Source organism: Nonomuraea sp. NPDC049758 (genome assembly GCF_040674635.1).
Lineage (GTDB): Bacteria > Actinomycetota > Actinomycetes > Streptosporangiales > Streptosporangiaceae > Nonomuraea.
The window spans coordinates 482,399-500,154 of the sequence record NZ_JBFAMZ010000001.1 but is presented as its reverse complement, the minus strand read 5'-3'; the positions used below and the strand labels follow the sequence as shown (position 1 = coordinate 500,154).

Annotated in this window: 17 protein-coding genes; 14 read left to right on the top strand and 3 right to left on the bottom strand. The window is 74.5% G+C overall.

Going from position 1 to position 17,756, the window contains the following annotated elements; all coding sequences use genetic code 11:
* The first annotated feature begins 105 nt into the window (after positions 1-105).
* The 9 genes from AB0J46_RS02365 to AB0J46_RS02325 are packed head-to-tail and all read left to right on the top strand — an operon-like array spanning position 106 to position 9,828.
* Positions 106-1,125, top strand: coding sequence for a BMP family ABC transporter substrate-binding protein (locus AB0J46_RS02365; RefSeq protein WP_364325277.1), 1,020 nt, complete (start codon positions 106-108; stop codon positions 1,123-1,125).
* Positions 1,122-2,213: an ABC transporter permease gene (locus tag AB0J46_RS02360; RefSeq protein ID WP_364325274.1), complete on the top strand. Its 1,092-nt coding sequence runs from the start codon at positions 1,122-1,124 to the stop codon at positions 2,211-2,213. The genes AB0J46_RS02365 and AB0J46_RS02360 overlap by 4 nt, the downstream gene beginning before the upstream one ends.
* Positions 2,210-3,430: an ABC transporter permease gene (locus AB0J46_RS02355; protein ID WP_364325271.1), complete on the top strand. Its 1,221-nt coding sequence runs from the start codon at positions 2,210-2,212 to the stop codon at positions 3,428-3,430. Before AB0J46_RS02360 ends, AB0J46_RS02355 begins: the two co-directional genes overlap by 4 nt.
* On the top strand, positions 3,430-5,532 hold the full coding sequence (locus tag AB0J46_RS02350) for a N,N-dimethylformamidase beta subunit family domain-containing protein (protein WP_364325268.1): 2,103 nt from the start codon (positions 3,430-3,432) through the stop codon (positions 5,530-5,532). The genes AB0J46_RS02355 and AB0J46_RS02350 overlap by 1 nt, the downstream gene beginning before the upstream one ends.
* 1 nt (position 5,533) lies before the next feature.
* On the top strand, positions 5,534-6,445 hold the full coding sequence (locus tag AB0J46_RS02345) for a hypothetical protein (RefSeq protein WP_364325265.1): 912 nt from the start codon (positions 5,534-5,536) through the stop codon (positions 6,443-6,445).
* Positions 6,442-7,371, top strand: a complete 930-nt coding sequence (locus AB0J46_RS02340) for a PfkB family carbohydrate kinase (RefSeq protein WP_364325262.1) — start codon at positions 6,442-6,444, stop codon at positions 7,369-7,371. Before AB0J46_RS02345 ends, AB0J46_RS02340 begins: the two co-directional genes overlap by 4 nt.
* Positions 7,368-8,093 (top strand): GntR family transcriptional regulator, encoded by a 726-nt coding sequence (locus AB0J46_RS02335; RefSeq protein ID WP_352323225.1) that lies wholly within the window; start codon positions 7,368-7,370, stop codon positions 8,091-8,093. Before AB0J46_RS02340 ends, AB0J46_RS02335 begins: the two co-directional genes overlap by 4 nt.
* Before the next feature lie 58 nt (positions 8,094-8,151).
* Positions 8,152-8,847 carry a LuxR C-terminal-related transcriptional regulator gene (locus AB0J46_RS02330; protein ID WP_364325258.1) on the top strand — a complete coding sequence of 232 codons (696 nt, stop codon included), beginning with the start codon at positions 8,152-8,154 and terminating at the stop codon, positions 8,845-8,847.
* A 48-nt stretch (positions 8,848-8,895) separates the two neighbouring features.
* Positions 8,896-9,828 carry a 2OG-Fe(II) oxygenase family protein gene (locus AB0J46_RS02325; protein ID WP_357970778.1) on the top strand — a complete coding sequence of 311 codons (933 nt, stop codon included), beginning with the start codon at positions 8,896-8,898 and terminating at the stop codon, positions 9,826-9,828.
* 42 nt (positions 9,829-9,870) lie between these two features.
* Here the strand turns inward: AB0J46_RS02325 and AB0J46_RS02320 are convergent, their stop codons facing one another.
* Positions 9,871-10,596, bottom strand: coding sequence for an alpha/beta hydrolase (locus tag AB0J46_RS02320; RefSeq protein WP_364325254.1), 726 nt, complete (start codon positions 10,594-10,596; stop codon positions 9,871-9,873).
* 186 nt (positions 10,597-10,782) lie between these two features.
* Between AB0J46_RS02320 and AB0J46_RS02315 the strand changes: the two genes are divergently transcribed.
* The gene (locus AB0J46_RS02315) at positions 10,783-11,736 is read left to right on the top strand and encodes an alpha/beta hydrolase (protein ID WP_364325251.1); all 954 of its coding nucleotides are present in this window, start codon (positions 10,783-10,785) and stop codon (positions 11,734-11,736) included.
* Positions 11,737-11,747: 11 nt separating this feature from the next.
* Positions 11,748-12,422, top strand: a complete 675-nt coding sequence (locus AB0J46_RS02310) for an alpha/beta fold hydrolase (protein WP_364325248.1) — start codon at positions 11,748-11,750, stop codon at positions 12,420-12,422.
* Between the two features lie 9 nt (positions 12,423-12,431).
* Here AB0J46_RS02310 and AB0J46_RS02305 read toward each other — a convergent pair whose 3' ends face one another.
* Positions 12,432-14,750: a tetratricopeptide repeat protein gene (locus tag AB0J46_RS02305; protein WP_364325245.1), complete on the bottom strand. Its 2,319-nt coding sequence runs from the start codon at positions 14,748-14,750 to the stop codon at positions 12,432-12,434.
* Positions 14,751-14,805: 55 nt separating this feature from the next.
* Complete coding sequence (locus AB0J46_RS02300) at positions 14,806-16,005, bottom strand: serine hydrolase domain-containing protein (protein ID WP_364325242.1); 1,200 nt, start codon at positions 16,003-16,005, stop codon at positions 14,806-14,808.
* A gap of 144 nt (positions 16,006-16,149) precedes the next feature.
* Between AB0J46_RS02300 and AB0J46_RS02295 the strand changes: the two genes are divergently transcribed.
* Genes AB0J46_RS02295 through AB0J46_RS02285 form a run of 3 tightly spaced genes read left to right on the top strand, consistent with a single transcriptional unit; the run spans position 16,150 to position 17,727 of the window.
* Positions 16,150-16,491, top strand: a complete 342-nt coding sequence (locus tag AB0J46_RS02295) for a YciI family protein (protein ID WP_352319589.1) — start codon at positions 16,150-16,152, stop codon at positions 16,489-16,491.
* The gene (locus tag AB0J46_RS02290) at positions 16,484-17,470 is read left to right on the top strand and encodes a sigma-70 family RNA polymerase sigma factor (protein ID WP_364325239.1); all 987 of its coding nucleotides are present in this window, start codon (positions 16,484-16,486) and stop codon (positions 17,468-17,470) included. The genes AB0J46_RS02295 and AB0J46_RS02290 overlap by 8 nt, the downstream gene beginning before the upstream one ends.
* The gene (locus AB0J46_RS02285) at positions 17,416-17,727 is read left to right on the top strand and encodes a hypothetical protein (RefSeq protein WP_364325236.1); all 312 of its coding nucleotides are present in this window, start codon (positions 17,416-17,418) and stop codon (positions 17,725-17,727) included. Before AB0J46_RS02290 ends, AB0J46_RS02285 begins: the two co-directional genes overlap by 55 nt.
* Positions 17,728-17,756 lie beyond the last annotated feature (29 nt).

Sequence of the window (17,756 nt, the reverse complement as noted above, 5' to 3'; positions counted from 1 at the left end):
CGCACCGGCCAGGATCGGCCTGCGGAGGCAGGCCGCCAGGGCCCGCGCCGGGCGCGGGCGTCCCGTCTGAGAGGTGCCCCAGTGCCCCGATTAGCCGTTGCCCCTGTGCTCGTCCGCGTCCTCGCAGTCCTCGCGGTGTTGTGCTCGCTGGCCGCCTGCGGCGCCGTCGGTCCCGCCGCCGGGAAGAAGGGCGCCACCTCGGTCGGCGTGGCCTTCAGCCGCGGCGGGCGCGGTGACAGATCCTTCAACGACTCGGTGGGGGCCGGCGTCGACCGCGCGAAGGCCGAGCTGGGCGTCTCGGCCAAGGAGCTCAGCCCCAACGCCGCCGGGTCCGACCTGGAGGAGATCCTGCGGCTGCTGGCCCAGACCGGTCACAACCCGGTGCTGGCCGTCGGCTTCTTCTACGCCCAGCCGCTGGCCAAGGTCGCCCCCGCCTTCCCCCGCACCCAGTTCGTCATCATCGACGACGCCACCGTGAAGCTGCCCAACGTCACCAACGTGGTGTTCCGCGAGGAGCAGGCCAGCTACCTGGTCGGGGCGGCGGCCGCGCTCAAGTCCGCCAGCGGGAAGATCGGCTTCGTCGGCGGGGTGCAGACGCCGCCGCAGGAGAAGTTCCTCGCCGGGTACGCGGCCGGCGCCCGCGCGGTGAAACCCGGCATCCAGCTCTCCAGCGTGTTCATGTCCCAGCCGCCCGACTTCAGCGGCTTCTCCGCCCCCGACAAGGCCCAGGAGGCGGCCCGCGGCATGTACGACGGCGGCGCCGACGTCGTCTACCACGCCGCCGGGGCGTCCGGGCTCGGCGTCTTCCAGGCGGCCAAGGCGGCCGGCAAGTGGGCGATCGGCGTCGACGTCGACCAGCGCAAGACGGTCGATCCCGGGCTCGCCGGGGTGATCCTGACCAGCGCCACCAAGCAGCTCGACGTCGCGGTGCTGAGCATCGTCCGGGACGCGGTGGCGGGGCGGCCGATCGCCGGGGTGCGCGAGTTCGGGCTCAAGGAGGGCGGGGTCGGCTACGCCACCAGCGGCGGCGAGCTGGCCGACATCCAGCCGCGGCTGGAGGAGCTGCGCAAGCGGATCGTCTCGGGCGAGATCAAGGTGCCCGCCAGGCCGGCGGAGAGCCGGTGAGCCGGGCGCGGGCGGCGGGCCGGGAAGCGCTGGGCGTGCTCGCCGTCCCGGCGCTCGCGCTGCTGATCGCGCTCACGGTCGCCACCGCGCTGCTGGCCGCGGTGGGGGCCGCGCCGGGGCGGACGTACCTGACGATGCTGGAGTTCGGGGTCCGGCCGGACTCGCTCGTCTCCGCGGTGAACCGGGCGGCCGTCTACTTCTTCGCCGCCCTCGCCGTGGCCGTCACCTTCCGGATGAAGCTGTTCAACATCGGGGTCGAGGGCCAGTACCACGTGGCCGCGCTGTTCGCGGCGGTCGCCGGGGCGGCCGTGTCGCTGCCCGGCCCGCTGCACCTGGCGTTCGTCTGCCTGGTCGCCGTGCTGGCCGGAGCCCTGTGGGCGGGGATCGCCGCGGTGCTCAAGGTGTGGCGCGGGGTCTCCGAGGTGCTGTCCACGCTGCTGCTGAACTACGTCGCCACCGCCGTCGTCGCCTACCTGCTGGCCGAGGTCTTCGCCGCCGGCAGCACCTCGGGCTCGACGCGGGAGCTGCCGCCGTCGGCCCGGCTGCCGCAGCTCACGCTGCCGTCGGGCGACCAGCTCGGCTCGGCCACGCTGGGCGCGGTCGTGCTCGGGGTGGCGGTGCACGTGCTGCTCACCCGCACCCGCTACGGCTACGAGCTGAGGGCCGGCGGCCTGAACCCGGTGGCGGCGCGCGTCCAGGGCATCGACCCGCGCCGGATGATCCTCGTCACGATGGTGCTGTCCGGCGGCCTGGCGGGCCTGGCCGGGCTGCCCGACCTGCTGGGCCAGACCTACCGGTACGGCATGGACTTCCCCTCCGGCGCGGGCTTCACCGGGATCGCCGTGGCCCTGCTCGGCCGCAACACGCCCGCGGGCATCGCGCTGGCCGCCCTGCTCTTCGGGTTCCTGGAACGGTCGGCGCTGATCCTCGACATCGAAGGCATCCCCAAGGAGATCGTCACGATCATGCAGGGCGTCATCGTGCTCAGCGTCGTGGTGGCCTACGAGGTGGCGCGGCGGATGGAACGCCGGCGGGCCGAGCGGCTCGTACGGGAGAAGGCGTCCCCGGCGCTGGAGCCGTCCGCATGAGCGCGGGACGGTACCGGTGGTGGCGGGCCGCGCTCGTCCTGCTGCTGGCGATGTCGGTGGTCAGGGTGTTCACCGGCGCCGACGAGCTCACCGGGTCGGGCGTCGTGGGGGCGGCGCTGCGGCTGGCGGTCCCGATCGGGCTCGCCGGGCTGAGCGGCCTGTGGAGCGAGCGCGCGGGCGTCGCCAACCTCGGCATCGAGGGCATGATGATCATCGGCACGGTCTGCGGAGCCTGGGCCGGGTACGGGTTCGGCGTCTGGGCCGGGGTGCTGGCCGGCACGCTCGGCGGGGTCGCGGCCGGGCTGCTGCACGCGGTCGTCACCGTCACCTTCGGGGTCGACCAGGTGGTGTGCGGCATCGCGATCAACATCCTGGCGGTGGGCGTGGCCCGGTTCATGTCGGTCATCGCCTTCAGCGGCCTGCCGGGGGCGGGGGCCACCCAGTCGCCGCCGGTGAGCGGGGCGATCGGCACGGTCAGCGTGCCCGTGCTGGCGGGCGGCGGGGGCACGGCCGACCTGCTCGGCGCGCTGGAGCGCGGCCGGTTCTTCCTGGTGTCCGACCTCGCCGGGATCGTGCGGGGCTTCCTGCACGAGGTCTCGCTGCTCACCGTGGTCGCCGTCGCGCTGGTACCGCTGAGCTTCGTGCTGCTGTGGCGTACCGCGTTCGGGCTGCGGCTGCGGTCGGCGGGCGAGCACCCGGCGGCGGCGGACTCGCTCGGGGTCCCGGTGCTGCGGATGCGGTACTACGGCGTGCTGGTCTCCGGCGGGCTGGCCGGGCTCGGCGGGGCCTACCTGGTCACCGTCTCCTCGACGGTCTACCGCGAGGGCCAGACCGGCGGCCGGGGCTTCATCGGGCTGGCCGCCATGATCTTCGGCAACTGGCGGCCGTCCGGCACGGCGGCGGGGGCGCTGCTGTTCGGCTACGCCGACGCGCTGCAACTGCGCCAGGCGAGCGCGGTGCACGTGCTGCTGCTGCTCGGGGCCGTGCTGGCCTGGGTCGCGGCGGTCGCGCTCGCCCGCACGCGGCTGCGCCCGGCCGCGACGCTGGCGCTGCTCGGCGCCGCCGCCTTCGCGGTCTTCCAGGGCACCGACTCGGTCCCCACCCAGCTCGTGTACGCCACGCCGTACCTCACCACGCTGCTGGTGCTGGTCACGGTCGCCCAACGGCTCCGCATGCCGGCCTACGTCGGCATCCCCTACCGGCGAGGAGACGCGTGATGGCCGTCGACCGGGAACCCCGCCTGATGGGGTACGCCGACCGCTGGTCCGCGGCGCCCGGGGAGCCGCTGGCCGTGTACGCCTCCGGCCCGGACGGGGACGCCGACGTCACCCTCGTGGACCTCGTCCGGGAGAGCGACCTGACCCCGGCCGTGCCGGTGACGATCGCGCCGCGGCCCCTGCGGCCCGGCTCCCGGCTGGAGGCGGCCTCGGTGCCGACGCCCGCCAGGGGCGGCCTCGTCCTCTGGATCCGGCCGAAGCGGCTCGGGCCGCGCCAGGTCGTGGCCCGGCTGGGCGCCGCCGGATGGCGGCTGCTGCTCGCGCTCGACGAGGAGGGCCGGCCAGAGGCGACCGTGCTGACGCCGTCGGGGAGCATGGGCTGCCGGCTGCGCTCGGCCGTCCCGGCGGGGGAGTGGTCGCTGCTGGCCGTGGCGTGGGAGGCGGCGCCGCTGATGACCGTGCTGCATCTGAACGACTTCCGCACCACGGGGGTGAGCGCCGGGCGGGCCCGCCTGCCGCTGCCGTCCCCGTCGGGCGAGCTGCTGATCGGGGCGGGCGACGAGCATCCGTACGCGGGCCGGATCGCCCTGCCCATGCTGACCGAAGGCCCGCTCGCCATGCCCGGCCGCGTTCCGCTGACCGACCTGACCACTGGCCCCGAGCTGGTCAAACACCTCGGTCCCGAGCTGCTGGCCCTGTGGGACCCGTCCGCCGGCCCCGGCGCGCCCGTCGTCCCGGACGTCAGCGGCAACGGGCACCACGCGAGCGCCGTCAACCGGCCGCTGGCCGGGCTCCTCGGGCCGGGCGGCGACGCCCGCACCGCGCTCCAGGTCAGCCCGGAGGACCTCGACGACGCCCGCTGGCCGGTGACGTGCGAGCTGACCGTCCCGCCGGACGCCCGTTCCACCGTGCTCGGCGTCCGCCTGCGGACCCGGGGGCAGTCGTGCGTGCTGCCGGTGGTGGCGCGCCCGGACGCGGCGCGCAGGAGCCCCGTCGCGGTCGTCCTGCCCACCTTCACCTACCTCGCCTACGCCAACCACCGGCAGTCCAGCGAGGCCGAGTACTTCGGCGACTACCGGCAGGTCACCGACCGTGTGATCACGCTCTCCCCGGTGGACGCCTACCTCAACGAGCACCGCGAACTCGGCCTGTCCCTGTACGACCAGCGGCGCGAGGGCGGCCACGTCACCCACTCCTCCAGACGCCGCCCGGTGCTCAACCTCACCCCCGACTACCGCTGGTGGATGACCGGCGCGCCGCGCCACTTCGCCGCCGACCTGCTGCTGCTGCGCTGGCTGCGCGCGGCGGGCTTCGCCTTCGACGTGCTGGCCGACGAGGACGTGCACGAAGGCGGCGCCGACCTGCTGTCCGCCTACCGCGTCGTCCTGACCGGCAGCCACCCCGAGTACGTCACCGCCCCCGAACGCGCGGCCTTCGCCGCGTACGTGTCCGGCGGCGGCCGGCTCATGTACCTGGGCGGCAACGGGTTCTACTGGGTGACCGGCGTCGACCCGAGGCACCCGCACGCCATCGAGGTCCGCCGCGGCCACGTCGGCGACTGGTGGGACGACGAGCCCGGCGAGGACGTGCTGACCTCCACCGGCGAGCCCGGCGGTCTCTGGCGGCACCGCGGCCTGGCGCCGCAGGAGCTGCTCGGCGTCGGCTTCGCCGCCCAGGGCTGGGGGCCCGCCCCCGGCTACACCCGCCTGCCCGACAGCCACCGGGAGGAGGCGTCCTGGGTGTTCGAGGGCGTCGGGACCGACCCGGTGGGCTGCTGCGGTCTCGCGCTCGGCGGGGCGGCGGGGGACGAGATCGACCGGGCCGCGCCCGAGCTCGGCACCCCGCCGGACACCCTGGTGCTCGCGACCTCCGCGGGCGGCCACGGCCACCACTACCGGCCCCCCACCGAGGAGGCCGGTTCGGGCGCGCAGGCCGTACGCGCCGACATGACCCTGCGACTGCTCGGATCCGGCGGCGCGGTGTTCGCCGCCGGATCCGTCAACTGGGTGACCAGCCTCGCCTGCTGTGACGGTGACATCAGGCGAATCACCCGGAACGTCCTGTCCCGATTCCTGCAACCCGCAGCTTGTGAGGAGGAGTGACGTGACCACCGCGAGCGCGAGGCACCTCGACTACCCCTATCCCCGCACGTCGGCCGAGCTGACCGACGAGATGTTGTCCATGCCGGCCGAGGAACTGGCGGCCATCGCCCGCCACCCGCTGACCGTCTACCCCGACACCACCGAGCTCTACTACCGGCTGGCCCGGGAGATGGCCGACGAGTTACGCGCCCGCAACATGCGCGGCGAGCCCACCCGCTGGATCCTGCCCGTGGGCCCGAAGGCGCAGTACCCGATCCTGGCGCGCATCTGCAACGAGGAGCGCATCAGCTGGGCCGACGTGTTCGCCTTCCACATGGACGAGTTCCTCGACTGGCAGGGCCGGCCGGTGGACCCCTCGCACCCCTTCAGCTTCCGCGGCTACTGCGATCGCAACCTCTACCAGCTCCTCGACCCCGACCTGCGGCCCCACCCGGGGAACGTCGTCTTCCCCGACGTGTTCGACCCCGACGCGTTCGGCGCGCGCCTGCGCGGCGAGGGCGGGGCCGACACCTGCTACGCGGGCTTCGGCTACCGGGGGCACCTGGCCTTCAACGAGCCGCCGTCCACGCGCTGGCACCAGTACACCGCCGCGGAGTTCGCCGCCTCGACCACGCGCGTCGTCCCGCTGCTCGACGACACGATCGTGGCGCACTCCCACCGGGTGACCGGCGGCTACACGCAGGCGATCCCGCGGATGGCGATCACCGTCGGCATGTCGGAGATCCTCTCCGCCCGCCGGCTGCACCTGATCACCGACGGCGGCGCCTGGAAGCGGTACATCGTCCGGGTGCTGCTGCTCACCACCGAGCCGGACGTGCTGCTCCCGGTGACCTTCGCGCACCACCACCCCGACGTGCGGGTGACCGTCGACGCCGACAGCATCGCGCCCTGCGCCCTGGGGCTGGGCTCGTGACCGTCGTCGCGATCGGGGCCTACATCGTCGACCTCTACATGTTCGGCGACCGCCTGCCGGAGCCGGGCGAGAGCGTCAACGCCGCCGACTACGCCACCGCGCACGGCGGCAAGGCCGCGAACGTGGCGGTCGCCGCGGCCCGGCTGGGCGCCGCCGCCCGCTTCGTCGGCTGCCTCGGCGACGACGCCGCCCGGCCGGTGGCGCTGGCCGAGCTGCGCGCCGAGGGCATCGAGGTCGGCGAGTGCACCACGGCCGTCGGCGTCGCGACCGGGCGCAGCTTCGTCTACGTCGACGCGGCCGGCGGGCAGCTGGTCATGACCTGGCCGGGGGCCGCCGACCTGCTGCCGCCCGCCCAGGCGGCCGCCGTCGCCGCCGGCCTGCCCACCGGGTCCGTGCTCGTGCTGCAGGGGGAGATCCCGCTGGAGATCTCGTACGCCGCCGCGACGGCGGCCCCGCCGGGCGTGCGCGTCCTGCTCAATCCGAGCCCGGCGGGACCGTTCCTGGAGGGCACCGGGAAGGAGCTGCTGGCCCGCGCCGACGTGCTGGTGCTCAACGAGGGCGAGCTGGCCGCGCTGGCCGGCGAGACCCCCGGCGACCTGGACGACCTGCGCGGCAGGACCAGGGGACGCACCGTCGTCGTCACCCGCGGCGAGCACGGCGCCGAGATCGCCGACGACGGCGGCACTATGCTGATCGACGTCCCCAGCGTGCGCGTTGTGGACACCACCGGCGCGGGTGACGCCTTCACCGGCGCCCTGGCGGCCGCCCTCTGCGCCGGCACGGGCCTGGTGCGCGGCGTCCGGCTCGCCTGCCAGGTGGCGACCGTCTCGGTCACGCGCCGGTTCTGTGCCCCCAGCTACCCATCGGCCGCCGAGCTCGGCATCGCCCCGCTCCGCGGTCCGTCCGTGCAGGAGAGAACCGCGTGACACGACGTCATCCCACCCTGGCCATCCAGATCCGTGACCGGCTGCACGCCCTGATCGTCGAGCAGGGGCTGCGCCCCGGTGACAGGCTGCCGTCCGAGAACGAGCTCATGACCCTGTTCGACGTCGGGCGCACCAGCATCAGGGAGGCGTTCAAGCTCCTGGAGCAGGAAGGGCTCATCCAGGCCAGGCACGGCGACGGCCGCTACCTCACCTCGCAGCCGAGCCTGGACCGGCCGCTGACCCGCCTCGAAGGCGTCACCGAGATGCTGGCCAGCCGCGGGTTCACGGCCGACAACACCGTCCTCGACGTCGTGGCCACCGAGCCGGACCGCCACCAGCGCGAGCTGCTGCAACTGCCGCCCGGCGAGGCCATCGTCCGGCTGGAACGCCTGCGCCGGCACCGGGACGACGCGCTGCTGTACTCCATCGACCTGTTCCCGCGCTCGCTCATCGGCCGCCCCATGGACGAGGTGGACTGGACCGGCTCGCTGTTCCAGCTCCTCACCGAGCACGGCCACACCATCGCCTACGCCGTCGCCCAGGTCCGGGCGGTGACCCTCAGCCACGCCCAGGCCGAGCGCATCGGCACCCACGAGGACGGCGGCGCCTGGCTGCTGCTCCTCCAGACCCACCACGACAGCGCCGGACGGCCGGTGCTGTATTCGCAGGACTACCACAGGGGCACCGACTTCTCCTTCCACCTGGTGAGACGCCGCGACTGAGTGAGCCGCCGCCGCGTACCGACCGACCGCCGTTCGCCGACGCAGAGAGGATCATGCGATGAGTGCCATCACGCTGGAGGCCGCCCAGCCGATCCCGGCCTCCCCTTCCAGCCTCCGGGCGAGGTGCACCAGGCTGTCCGTCTTCTGGCTCGCCGAGGACGAGGTCTCCTTCTACGGGCTCCCGCCGCTGCTGATGAAGGTGTCGAACGTGGCCGGGGTCGCGGTCGTGCGCAGCTGCGCGGAGGCCCGGCTGCTGCTGGCCGGGGAGGACTTCGACGTGGCGGTGATCCCGCTCGCCGTCCTGCCGGACGTGCTCGGCGGGCGCCCCCGCCGGGCCCGCCCGCAGATCCTGGCCATGGTGCGTCAGGGGGAGGAGCTCGCCCCCTGCGTCGCCCAGCGGTACGGGCTGGCCGGTTGCCTGCTGTGGGACGAGATCAATGTCGCCGGCTTGTCGGGCACCTTCGATCGGCTGCTGCGCGGCGACGCGCCCGTCCCGTCCAGGGGCGGACCCGACCTGCCCGGCCGCCTGACCGAGCGCGAGCACATGGTGCTGGCGCTGCTGCTGCGCGGCATGAGCAACCACCAGATCGCCCGCTCGATGGGCATCTCCATCCACGGCGTCAAGCGCCACATCTCGAACCTGCTCGTCAAGTTCAACTGCTCCAACCGCACCGAGGTCGCCCTGGTCGCCCAGCGTCTCGGCCTCGACCCCGCCGCCCGCACCCCGCGCCACCTGAGCAGCACCGGCACGTAGCACGTACGACGAACCATCCCCGAACGGTCATCGAGAAACGGAGTGACAATGGACGTCCCTCTCATGGAACTCAGCGGCCGCGCCCCCGTCGTCAGGCTGCATGACATCGAGGCCGACATGGCCGCCGCCACCGACGCCATCAGGTCGCAGCTGACCGGATGGGGTTTCATGGCCGCGGAGGTGCCCGGCATCGGCGAGCGCGTCGAGGCCATGATGAACGAGTTCGCCGCGGCCTGCCGGGCGACCGGGCCGAGCCTGTCCGACTACGCCTACGACGTCGTCCCGCAGCTCGCCGTCGGCGGCACGCACGGGTTCTTCCCGTACAACTCGGAGATCCCGCGCCTGGCCAACGGCGTGCCCGACCCGAAGGAGTTCATCCACGTCAGCGGGGCCATGATCGGCGACCAGCCGCCCGGGGCGGGTGACGTGCTGCGGGCCTTCCCGGCGTTCGGCACCCGCGCCGCCGAGGTGTTCGACATCGCCTTCCGGCTGATCTCGCTCTTCGGCGAGGTCGTCCGGGGCATGATGCCGCCCGGCACGCCCGAGCTGGACCTCTCGCACGACGCGACGAACCTGCGAGTGATCCACTACCGGGACGTCGGCGACCGCGAGGTGCTGGCCCACGAGCACTCCGGCATCCAGATGCTCGGCCTCCAGCTGCCCCCGTCCGACCAGGGCCTGCAGTACGTGCTGCACGACGGCACCTGGGTCGAGCCGGTGATCGCCGGGACCGACGTCGTGCTGTGCAACATCGGCCGGATGCTCACCAGCGCCTCCGACGGGCGGTTCCGGCCGTCCACGCACCGGGTGCACACCAAGCCGATGCCCGCCGGCTACGAACGCCTGTCGTCGGTGCTCTTCGCCTACCCGCAGCACAAGGCCCGCCAGTGGAAGATGGTGGACGGCGAGCTGATGTCGCTGAACGCCACCTGGGGCGACTTCATCGACAGCCGCTTCCAGGGGCTCGGCAAGCAGTCCTGACCGCCCGGCCTCCTGGCGGCCGGGCGGGCCGTCAGGAGGCGATCAGGAGGCACTGGCCCGGACGGCCGCCCGGATCACGTCGGCGACCTCCTTCGGCCGCGACACCGCGACCGCGTGCGAGGCGCCGGCGACCTCCACGGCGGTCGCGCCGGCCCGCTCGGCCCCGAACCGCTGCACGTCGGGGTTGATGGCCTGGTCGGCGTCGGCGATGACGGCCCACGACGGCTTGGCCCGCCAGGCCGCCGTGGCCGCGCCCTCGGTGAACGCCCCGGCCGCCAGCGGCCGCTGCGCCACGGCGAGGACCCGGGTGACCTCGGCCGGCACGTCGGCGGCGAAGACCTGGGGGAAGGCGTCGGCGGCGATGGTGAACTCGACGGCGGCGCCGCCGTCCGCCAGCGGGTAGGACGCCTGCCGCAGGCTCGCGCCGAGCGGCGGCTCGGGGAAGCGGCCCTGGAGCTCGCCCAGGCTCTCGCCCTCGTCCGGGACGTACGCGGCGACGTAGACGAGGCCGACGACGTTGTCCGCCGCGCCGGCCACGGTGATGATCGCGCCGCCGTACGAGTGGCCTGCCAGCACGACCGGGCCGTCGATCTGGGCCGCGACGGAGGCGACGTACGCCGCGTCCGAGGCCAGGCCGCGCAGCGGGTTCGGCGGGGCCACCACGGGGACGCCGTCCCGCTGCAGCTCGGCGATGACGCCGGACCAGCTCGCCGCGTCGGCGAACGCGCCGTGCACGAGGACGACCGTCGGGGTGGTGCTCTCCGTCATGGGAAAAACTCCTTCTCGGGGCGAAAGGGACCGGTCGGCCCCGGTAGCGATCCAACAGCCGGGCCGCTCGCGCGCACGAGGCGGAAACGTACTTCTGCCTGTGGTTCCGCCTCGTCTTTCGGGCAGGCCGGTCGCTTGGATGGGTGACGGCCCCCCTGCTTCCAACCCCTTCTTCCTGGAGCGATCATGATCAAGCCCGTCCTGGAACCAGCCGCTCAGGCGTTCGCCGAGGCCACCGCCGAGCCGCCGTACCTCTTCCAGCTCCCGCCGGAGGAGGGACGCAAGGCCGTGAACGAGGTGCAGTCCGGCCCGGCCGAGCTGCCCGCCGTGGACGAGGAGTGGGTGACGGTCCCCGGCGGACCCACCGGCGAGGTCAGGGCCCGCATCGTGCGGCCCGCCGGCAGCACCGGCGACCTGCCCGTGATCATCTACATCCACGGCGCCGGCTGGGTCTTCGGCAACGCCCACACCCACGACCGGCTGGTCCGCGAGCTGGCGACCGGCGCCGGCGCCGCGGTGGTCTTCCCCGAGTACGACCTGTCGCCCGAGCACCGCTACCCGGTCGCCATCGAGCAGAACTGGACGGTCGCACGCTGGATCGTCACCGACGGCGCCGCCAAGGGCCTGGACGCCACGCGCGTCGCGGTGGCCGGCGACTCCGTGGGCGGCAACATGACCGCCGCGCTGACCATCATGGCCAAGCAGCGCGGCGGGCTGTCGCTGCGCCGCCAGGTGCTGTTCTACCCGGTGACCGACGCGTCCTTCGACACCGAGTCCTACCGGCAGTTCGCCGAGGGCTACTTCCTGCGCCGGGACGGCATGCAGTGGTTCTGGGACCAGTACACGACCTCGGAGGCCGAACGCGCCGAGATCACCGCGTCCCCGCTGCGGGCCACCGTCGAGGAGCTGGCCGGCCTGCCGCCGGCGCTGGTCATCACCGGCGAGGCGGACGTGCTGCGCGACGAGGGCGAGGCGTACGCCGCCAAGCTGCGCGCCGCCGGGGTGCCGGTGACCGCCGTGCGCTACCAGGGCATCATCCACGACTTCGTCATGCTCAACGCGCTGCGCGGCACGTACGCGGCCGAGTCGGCGATCGAGCTGGCGGCCGGCACGCTGCGCCGGGCCCTGCACGAGAGCTGACCTGCCGCGCCATGCCCTCCGCCTACGACCTCGACCAGGTGCGGCACGCCAACGCCACCGGGCGGGTCCCGGTCGTCTTCGTCCACGACCCGTGGTTGCTGGCCGAGAGCTGGGAGCCCTGGGCCGAGGTGTTCGGGCAGGCGGGGTTCGTCCCCGTCATCCCGGCCTGGCCCGAGGACGGCGAGCCCGCCGGGCACTTCGCCGCGTTGATCGGCGGGCTGGTGCGCCGGCCCGCCCTGGTCGGCCACGCGGCCGGCGGCCTGGTCGCGCAGATCCTGGCCGGGCGCGGGCTGGCCTGTGCCTGCGTGGCGATCAGCCCGGCGCCGTTCCGCGGGGCGCTCACGTACGGGCGCTTCCGGCACGCCGTGGCCAACGCCGTCGGCGAGGAGGAGGCCAGGCGGCTGTACGAGACGTACGCCGTCCGGGCGGCGGAGGCGGGCGAGCCCACGGGCCTCGACGGCACCGCGCCGGACCGTGGGCCGCTGCTGCTGGTCGCCGGCGAGTCGGACCGCACGGTCCCGTGGGCCGCCGCGCACGCCGCCTACCTGTGGCAGGCCCGCAACCGGCACCATCTGACCGAGATCGTCGAGCTGCCGGGGCGCGGGCACTCGATGACCGTGGACAGCGGCTGGCGCGAGGTCTGCGGCACCGCTCTCACCTTCGTCGAACGGTTCGTGGACCCCTGACCGGCCCGCTCAACCGGTGGCTCCATGCGTTGTCACAGGGGCCAGCCGGGTGAGTTCAGCGGTCACGCGGGCCGCCCGGACGGCGTCGGCGGAGGCTTCGTACAGCTCCAGGGCCTCCTGGAACGCCTCGCGCGCCTCCTTCCGCCGTCCCAGCTCGACCAGCGCCCGGCCCAGGTTCGTCAGCGTCTGGGCCGTGGCCCGGTTGATCGGGCGCTTACGCAGCTCGACCAGCGCCTCACGGTAGTGGTCGGCGGCCTCCTGCCAGCGGCCGAGCGCGAAGTAGCCGTCGCTCAGCAGGTCCAGCGCCGCCCCGACGGCGTGGGCGACGATGACCGGCGTGCCGCCGAACGCCGGGTCGCGCAGCCGTTCCAGCAGCTCCAGCCCGTGCCGTACGGTCTCCTCGATCCGGCCCAGCCGGCGCAGGCCGTTGCCGACGCTGAGCATGGCCTGGGCGTAGCCCTCGGGGTCGCCGGCCTGCCGGAAGCACTCCGCCGCCCGCCGCGCGTGCTCCAGGCCGGTCTCCGTGGCGCGCCGGTCGTCGCGCCCCCACAGCGCCCAGGTGGCGTAGGTCAGGGCCCAGCCCTGCTGGCGCACGTCCCCGGCCTCGCGGGCCAGCTCCAGCGCGCGCAGCGCGGTCCGCTCGCCCTCGTCGTGGCGGCCCTGGCAGTACGTGCGCGCCCAGGACAGGTAGTTGAGGTGCACCGCCTCCTGCACGCGGTCGCCCGTCTCGCGGGCCGCGCCGGACGACAGCTCGAACACCTCGGGCCAGTGCCCCCAGTGCATCCACAGGTCGGAGAACCAGTGCATGGCCTCGGCCACCTCGACGACCCGCGCGTGCTCGCCGGCGCGGGCCGCCTGCCGCAGCGCGGCCAGCCACGCCGCGCCCTCGGCCTGGAGCCATTCCTGCGCCTGCCGCGCGCTGTCCAGCTCGACCAGCGAGCTCCACCCGGACGGCGGCGCGCCGTAGTCCGGCTCGAACCAGCGCCCGGCGACGGTCGCGACCTCCAGCAGCCAGTCGTCCATCCGCCGCCGCGCCTGCCGCTGCGCCGTCATGGGCTCCTCGTCGGACAGCCGGGCGCGGGCGAACAGCCGGACCAGGTCGTGGAAGCGGTAACGGCCGGGGTACGGCGACTGCAGCAGCCCGAGATCGACCAGCTCCTCCAGGGCGTCCTCGGCCTCGTCCGGGCCGAGCTCGGCGAGGACGGCCGTCATCGGCACCCCGAAGTCCGGCGCGGCGGCCAGCGCCAGCCGCCGGAAGCCGCGCCGCGCGGACGCCGACAGCTGCCGGTACGACAGCGCGAAGGCCGCCGCCACCGACAGGTCGCCGGCGGCCAGCGACTCCACCCGGCGTCCCTCGTCGCCCAGGCGGGCGGCCAGGTGCCCGGCGGTCCAGCCGGGCCTGCTCTGCAGCCGGTTCCCGGCGATGCGCAGCGCCAGCGGCAGGTTCCCGCACAGGTCGGCGACCTGCGCGACCCCGTCCGGGTCGGCGTCGGCGCGCTCGGCGCCGACGATCGCGCGCAGCAGCGCGGCCGACTCCCCGGCCGCCAGGTGCGCCAGCGGCACCTGGTGCACGCCCTCCAGCCCGGCCAGCGGGCGGCGGCTGGTGACCAGCGTCATCGACGGGCCCTCGGCGGGCAGCAGCGGGCGCACCTGGGCCTCGTGCGCGGCGTTGTCCAGGATGACCAGGCAGCGCCGGCCGCGCAGCAGGGCGCGGTACTGGCCGGCGCGGTCCTCCTCGTCGGCCGGGATGCGCCGCTCGGCCACGCCCAGGGCGTTGAGCAGCCGGGACAGCGCCGTGCCGGGGTCCAGCGGGACCGGGTCCATGCCGCGCAGGTCCAGGTAGAAGCGGCCGTCGGGGAACAGGTCGGCCAGGTGGGCGGCGGCGCGCACGGCCAGGGCGGTCTTGCCGATGCCGGCGGCCCCGGAGACGGCGGCGACGACGGCGGGCGCGTCCTCGGCCCCGGAGGCGGCGACGACGGCGGGCGCGTCCTCGGCCGTGCGGGCGGCCAGGTCGCGCAGCAGGCGCAGCTCCCGTTCGCGGCCGGTGAAGTCGCCCACGCCGCGGGGCGGCTCGCAGGCGCCGGGCGCGGCGTCCTGGCGCGGGCGGCCGGCGCGGGCGGCGTCGGACAGCGCCGTGCGCCGCGGCTCGTCCAGCCGCAGCGCCTCGGCCAGGGCCTCGACGGTGCGCCGCTGCGGGCCCCGGCTGGCTCCGCGTTCCATGTCGCCGATGGCGCGCACGCTGACGCCGGAGGCGTGGGAGAGCTCCTCGATGGTCAGCCCGGCGGCGTGTCTCAGGCTCCGCAGCATCGTGCCGAACGACTCCGCCACCCGTCCCCCTCAGCATTGTGAGCGGCGAAATCCCCCGAAGCGCCGCATACCCACCTTATCTGCCGGAAAACGGGGTGAGGTGCTGGTCGATCGAGGTGTAGGTCACGGTCCAGAAGTCCTCGAAGACCTTGGGCGCCACCGGCGACGTCATCGCCACCTGGGTGAACAGCACGCCCACCAGCCCCTCCGACGGATCGGCGTAGGCCGTGGTGCCGAGCCCGCCGGTCCAGCCGAACCGGCCCGGCCGGGTGTAGAGGCGATCGGCCCGGGTGTCCACCTGCATCCCGAACCCCCAGCCGCCCGACCCGAGGAACGTCTCGGCGCCCGCCTTCTGGGCCGGCGACAGATGGTCGGCCGTCATCAGCTCGACCGAGGCCCGCGACAGGACCCGGCCGCCGTCGTGCCGCCCCTTCTCCAGCAGCATCCGGAGGAACGCGGCGTAGTCGGGGGCGGTCGAGAGCAGGCCGGGGCCGCCGCCGCCGGACGGGAAGGCCGGCGGCTCGTGCCACACGCGCGGGTCGGGCCTCGGCGTCACGCCGCCCGAGCCGTCCGGCCGGTAGGAGCCGGCCAGGCGGTGGAGCTTGCCCGCGGGCAGGTGGTAGCCGGTGTCGCGCATGCCCAGGGGCTCGAAGATGCGCTCGGTCATGAAGTCGTGCAGCGGTTTCCCGGCGGCCCGCGCGACCAGCACGCCCAGGACGTCGGCGCTCGTGTGGTAGGTCCACCGCTCGCCCGGCTGGAACATCAGCGGCAGCGCGCCCAGCCGGGCGAGCCACTCGTCAGGGCCGCTGCCGGGGCCGTCGGGGCCGCGGTCGATCCGCGGGTCGCGCATCGCGCGCACGATGGGCAGGTCGTCGCCCTCCACCAGGAGCTGTCCCGTGCCCAGCCGGAAGGTCAGCAGGTCGCGTACGGTGATCGGCCGCGTGGCGGGCACCGTGTTGTCCAGCGGCGCGTCCAGGGCGCGCACCACCCGGCGACCGGCCAGCTCGGGGACGAGGTCGTCGATCGGGTCGTCGATCCGCAGGACGCACTCCTCCACCAGGATCATCGCCGCCGCCGCGGTGACGGCCTTCGTCAGCGACGCGATCCGGAAGATCGAGTCCGCCTCGACGGCCGCCCCGCCGCCGCGCTCCAGCGTGCCCATCGGCACGACGTGCGTCTCGCCCCGACGATGGACGAGCCCGACCAGCCCCGGCACCTCGCCCCGTGCCACGAACCCGCCCAGCACGCCCCGCATCCGCTGTTCCAGTACGCTCATCGGTCCTCCTGAAGTGACGTGTCGTGACAATGACCGGACGGCCCCGGAAAACTCATCGTCATGGCGTGTCCATCCGGGCGGGTCCCGTTCGTGGTGAAGGCGTACGGCGGCCCCGCCGTACGCCGACCGCGAAGGGGAACACCGATGAAGTACATGCTGCTGATCAACGCCGGCACCTCCGACGAGCAGGAGCCGGGCGACTTCCAGGAGTGGATGGCCTACGACAAGTCCGTCCGGGAGGCGGGCATCCTGGTCTCCGGGGAGTCGCTGGCCGACCTGGTGACCGCCACCACCGTACGGGTGAGCGCCGACGGCACGCCCACCGTCACCGACGGCCCGTACGCCGAGACGCGCGAGGTCCTGGGCGGCTTCTACGTGATCGACGTGCCGGACCTCGACGCCGCCCTCGACTGGGCCGTGCGCTGCCCGGGTGCGCGCGGCGGCGGCTCGGTGGTGGTGCGCCCGGTCGCCGACTTCGATGCGTGAGATCGAGGCCGTCTTCCGTGAGGAGCGTGGCCGGCTGCTGGCCGCGCTCGTCCGCCGCTTCGGCGACCTCGACCTCGCCGAGGAGGTCACCTCCGACGCCGTCGAGGCGGCACTGAGGCACTGGCCCGCCGAGGGCGTGCCGCCCAATCCGGGCGCGTGGCTGATGACCACCGCGCGGCGCAAGGCGGTCGACCGGCTCAGGCGCGAGCAGGCACTGGCCACCCGGCTGGCCGTCCTGGCGGCCGAGGCCGAGCGGGCCGCCCCCGAAGCGCCCCCCGGCGAGGACGGCGGCCTGCCCGACGAACGGCTGCGGCTCTTCTTCACCTGCGCCCACCCTGCGTTGCCGGCCGAGGACCGCGGGGCGCTGACGTTGCGCTGCCTGGCCGGCCTGACCACCCCCGAGGTGGCGCGGGCCTACCTGGTGCCGGCCCAGACGATGGCCAAGCGCATCGTCCGGGCCAAGAAGAAGATCAGGGAGGCGCGTGTCCCGTTCCGCGTGCCCGAGGCCCACGAGCTGCCGGAACGGGTGCCCGGCGTGCTCCAGGTGATCTACTCGATCTTCACCGAGGGTTACGCGGCCAGCTCCGGACCCTTCCTCCAGCGGCTCGACCTGGCCGAGGAGGCGATCAGGCTGGCCCGGATCCTGCGCCGGCTGCTGCCCGCCGAGCGGGAGGTCGCCGGACTGCTGGCGCTGTTGCTGCTGGTGCACGCGCGGCGCGACGCCCGTGCCGGGCCTGAGGGGGAGCCGGTGCTGCTCGGCGAGCAGGACCGCGGCCTCTGGGACCGGGCCATGATCGAGGAGGGCTCGGCGCTGGTGGTGACCGCGCTCAGCGGCGGCCCGCCCGGCCCGTACGCCGTCCAGGCCGCGATCGCGGCGCTGCACGACGAGGCCCGGACCTGGCCACGACCGACTGGCCGCAGGTCGTGGCCCTGTACGACGTGCTGCTCGCGCTCGACCCCTCTCCGGTGGTGGCGCTGAACCGGGCGGCGGCCGTGGCCATGCGCGACGGGCCCGAGGCCGGGCTGGCGCTGCTGGAGGAGCTGGCCGGGGCGCGGCGGCTGCGCGACTACCACCCGTACCTGCTGGCCCGCGCCGACCTGCTGCACCGGCTCGGCCGGCTGCCCGAGGCCGCCGAGGCGTACCGCGCCGCGCTCGCAGCGGCCGGGAGCGAGCCGGAGCGCACCCACCTCCGCCGCCGCCTGGCCGCGCTGGCGGAGGCCGGGCACGAGGTTTGAGCACCGCCCTGACCAGGGAGAACTGCTGA

What these genes read in the sequence shown, in the direction of transcription:
- AB0J46_RS02290 (WP_364325239.1), top strand. Translation starts at nt 16,484, where the DNA reads ATGCGTGAGATCGAGGCCGTCTTCCGTGAGGAGCGTGGCCGGCTGCTG.
- AB0J46_RS02325 (WP_357970778.1), top strand. Translation starts at nt 8,896, where the DNA reads ATGGACGTCCCTCTCATGGAACTCAGCGGCCGCGCCCCCGTCGTCAGG.
- AB0J46_RS02300 (WP_364325242.1), bottom strand. Translation starts at nt 16,005, where the DNA reads ATGAGCGTACTGGAACAGCGGATGCGGGGCGTGCTGGGCGGGTTCGTG.
- AB0J46_RS02320 (WP_364325254.1), bottom strand. Translation starts at nt 10,596, where the DNA reads ATGACGGAGAGCACCACCCCGACGGTCGTCCTCGTGCACGGCGCGTTC.
- AB0J46_RS02350 (WP_364325268.1), top strand. Translation starts at nt 3,430, where the DNA reads ATGGCCGTCGACCGGGAACCCCGCCTGATGGGGTACGCCGACCGCTGG.
- AB0J46_RS02315 (WP_364325251.1), top strand. Translation starts at nt 10,783, where the DNA reads ATGATCAAGCCCGTCCTGGAACCAGCCGCTCAGGCGTTCGCCGAGGCC.
- AB0J46_RS02330 (WP_364325258.1), top strand. Translation starts at nt 8,152, where the DNA reads ATGAGTGCCATCACGCTGGAGGCCGCCCAGCCGATCCCGGCCTCCCCT.
- AB0J46_RS02295 (WP_352319589.1), top strand. Translation starts at nt 16,150, where the DNA reads ATGAAGTACATGCTGCTGATCAACGCCGGCACCTCCGACGAGCAGGAG.
- AB0J46_RS02355 (WP_364325271.1), top strand. Translation starts at nt 2,210, where the DNA reads ATGAGCGCGGGACGGTACCGGTGGTGGCGGGCCGCGCTCGTCCTGCTG.
- AB0J46_RS02310 (WP_364325248.1), top strand. Translation starts at nt 11,748, where the DNA reads ATGCCCTCCGCCTACGACCTCGACCAGGTGCGGCACGCCAACGCCACC.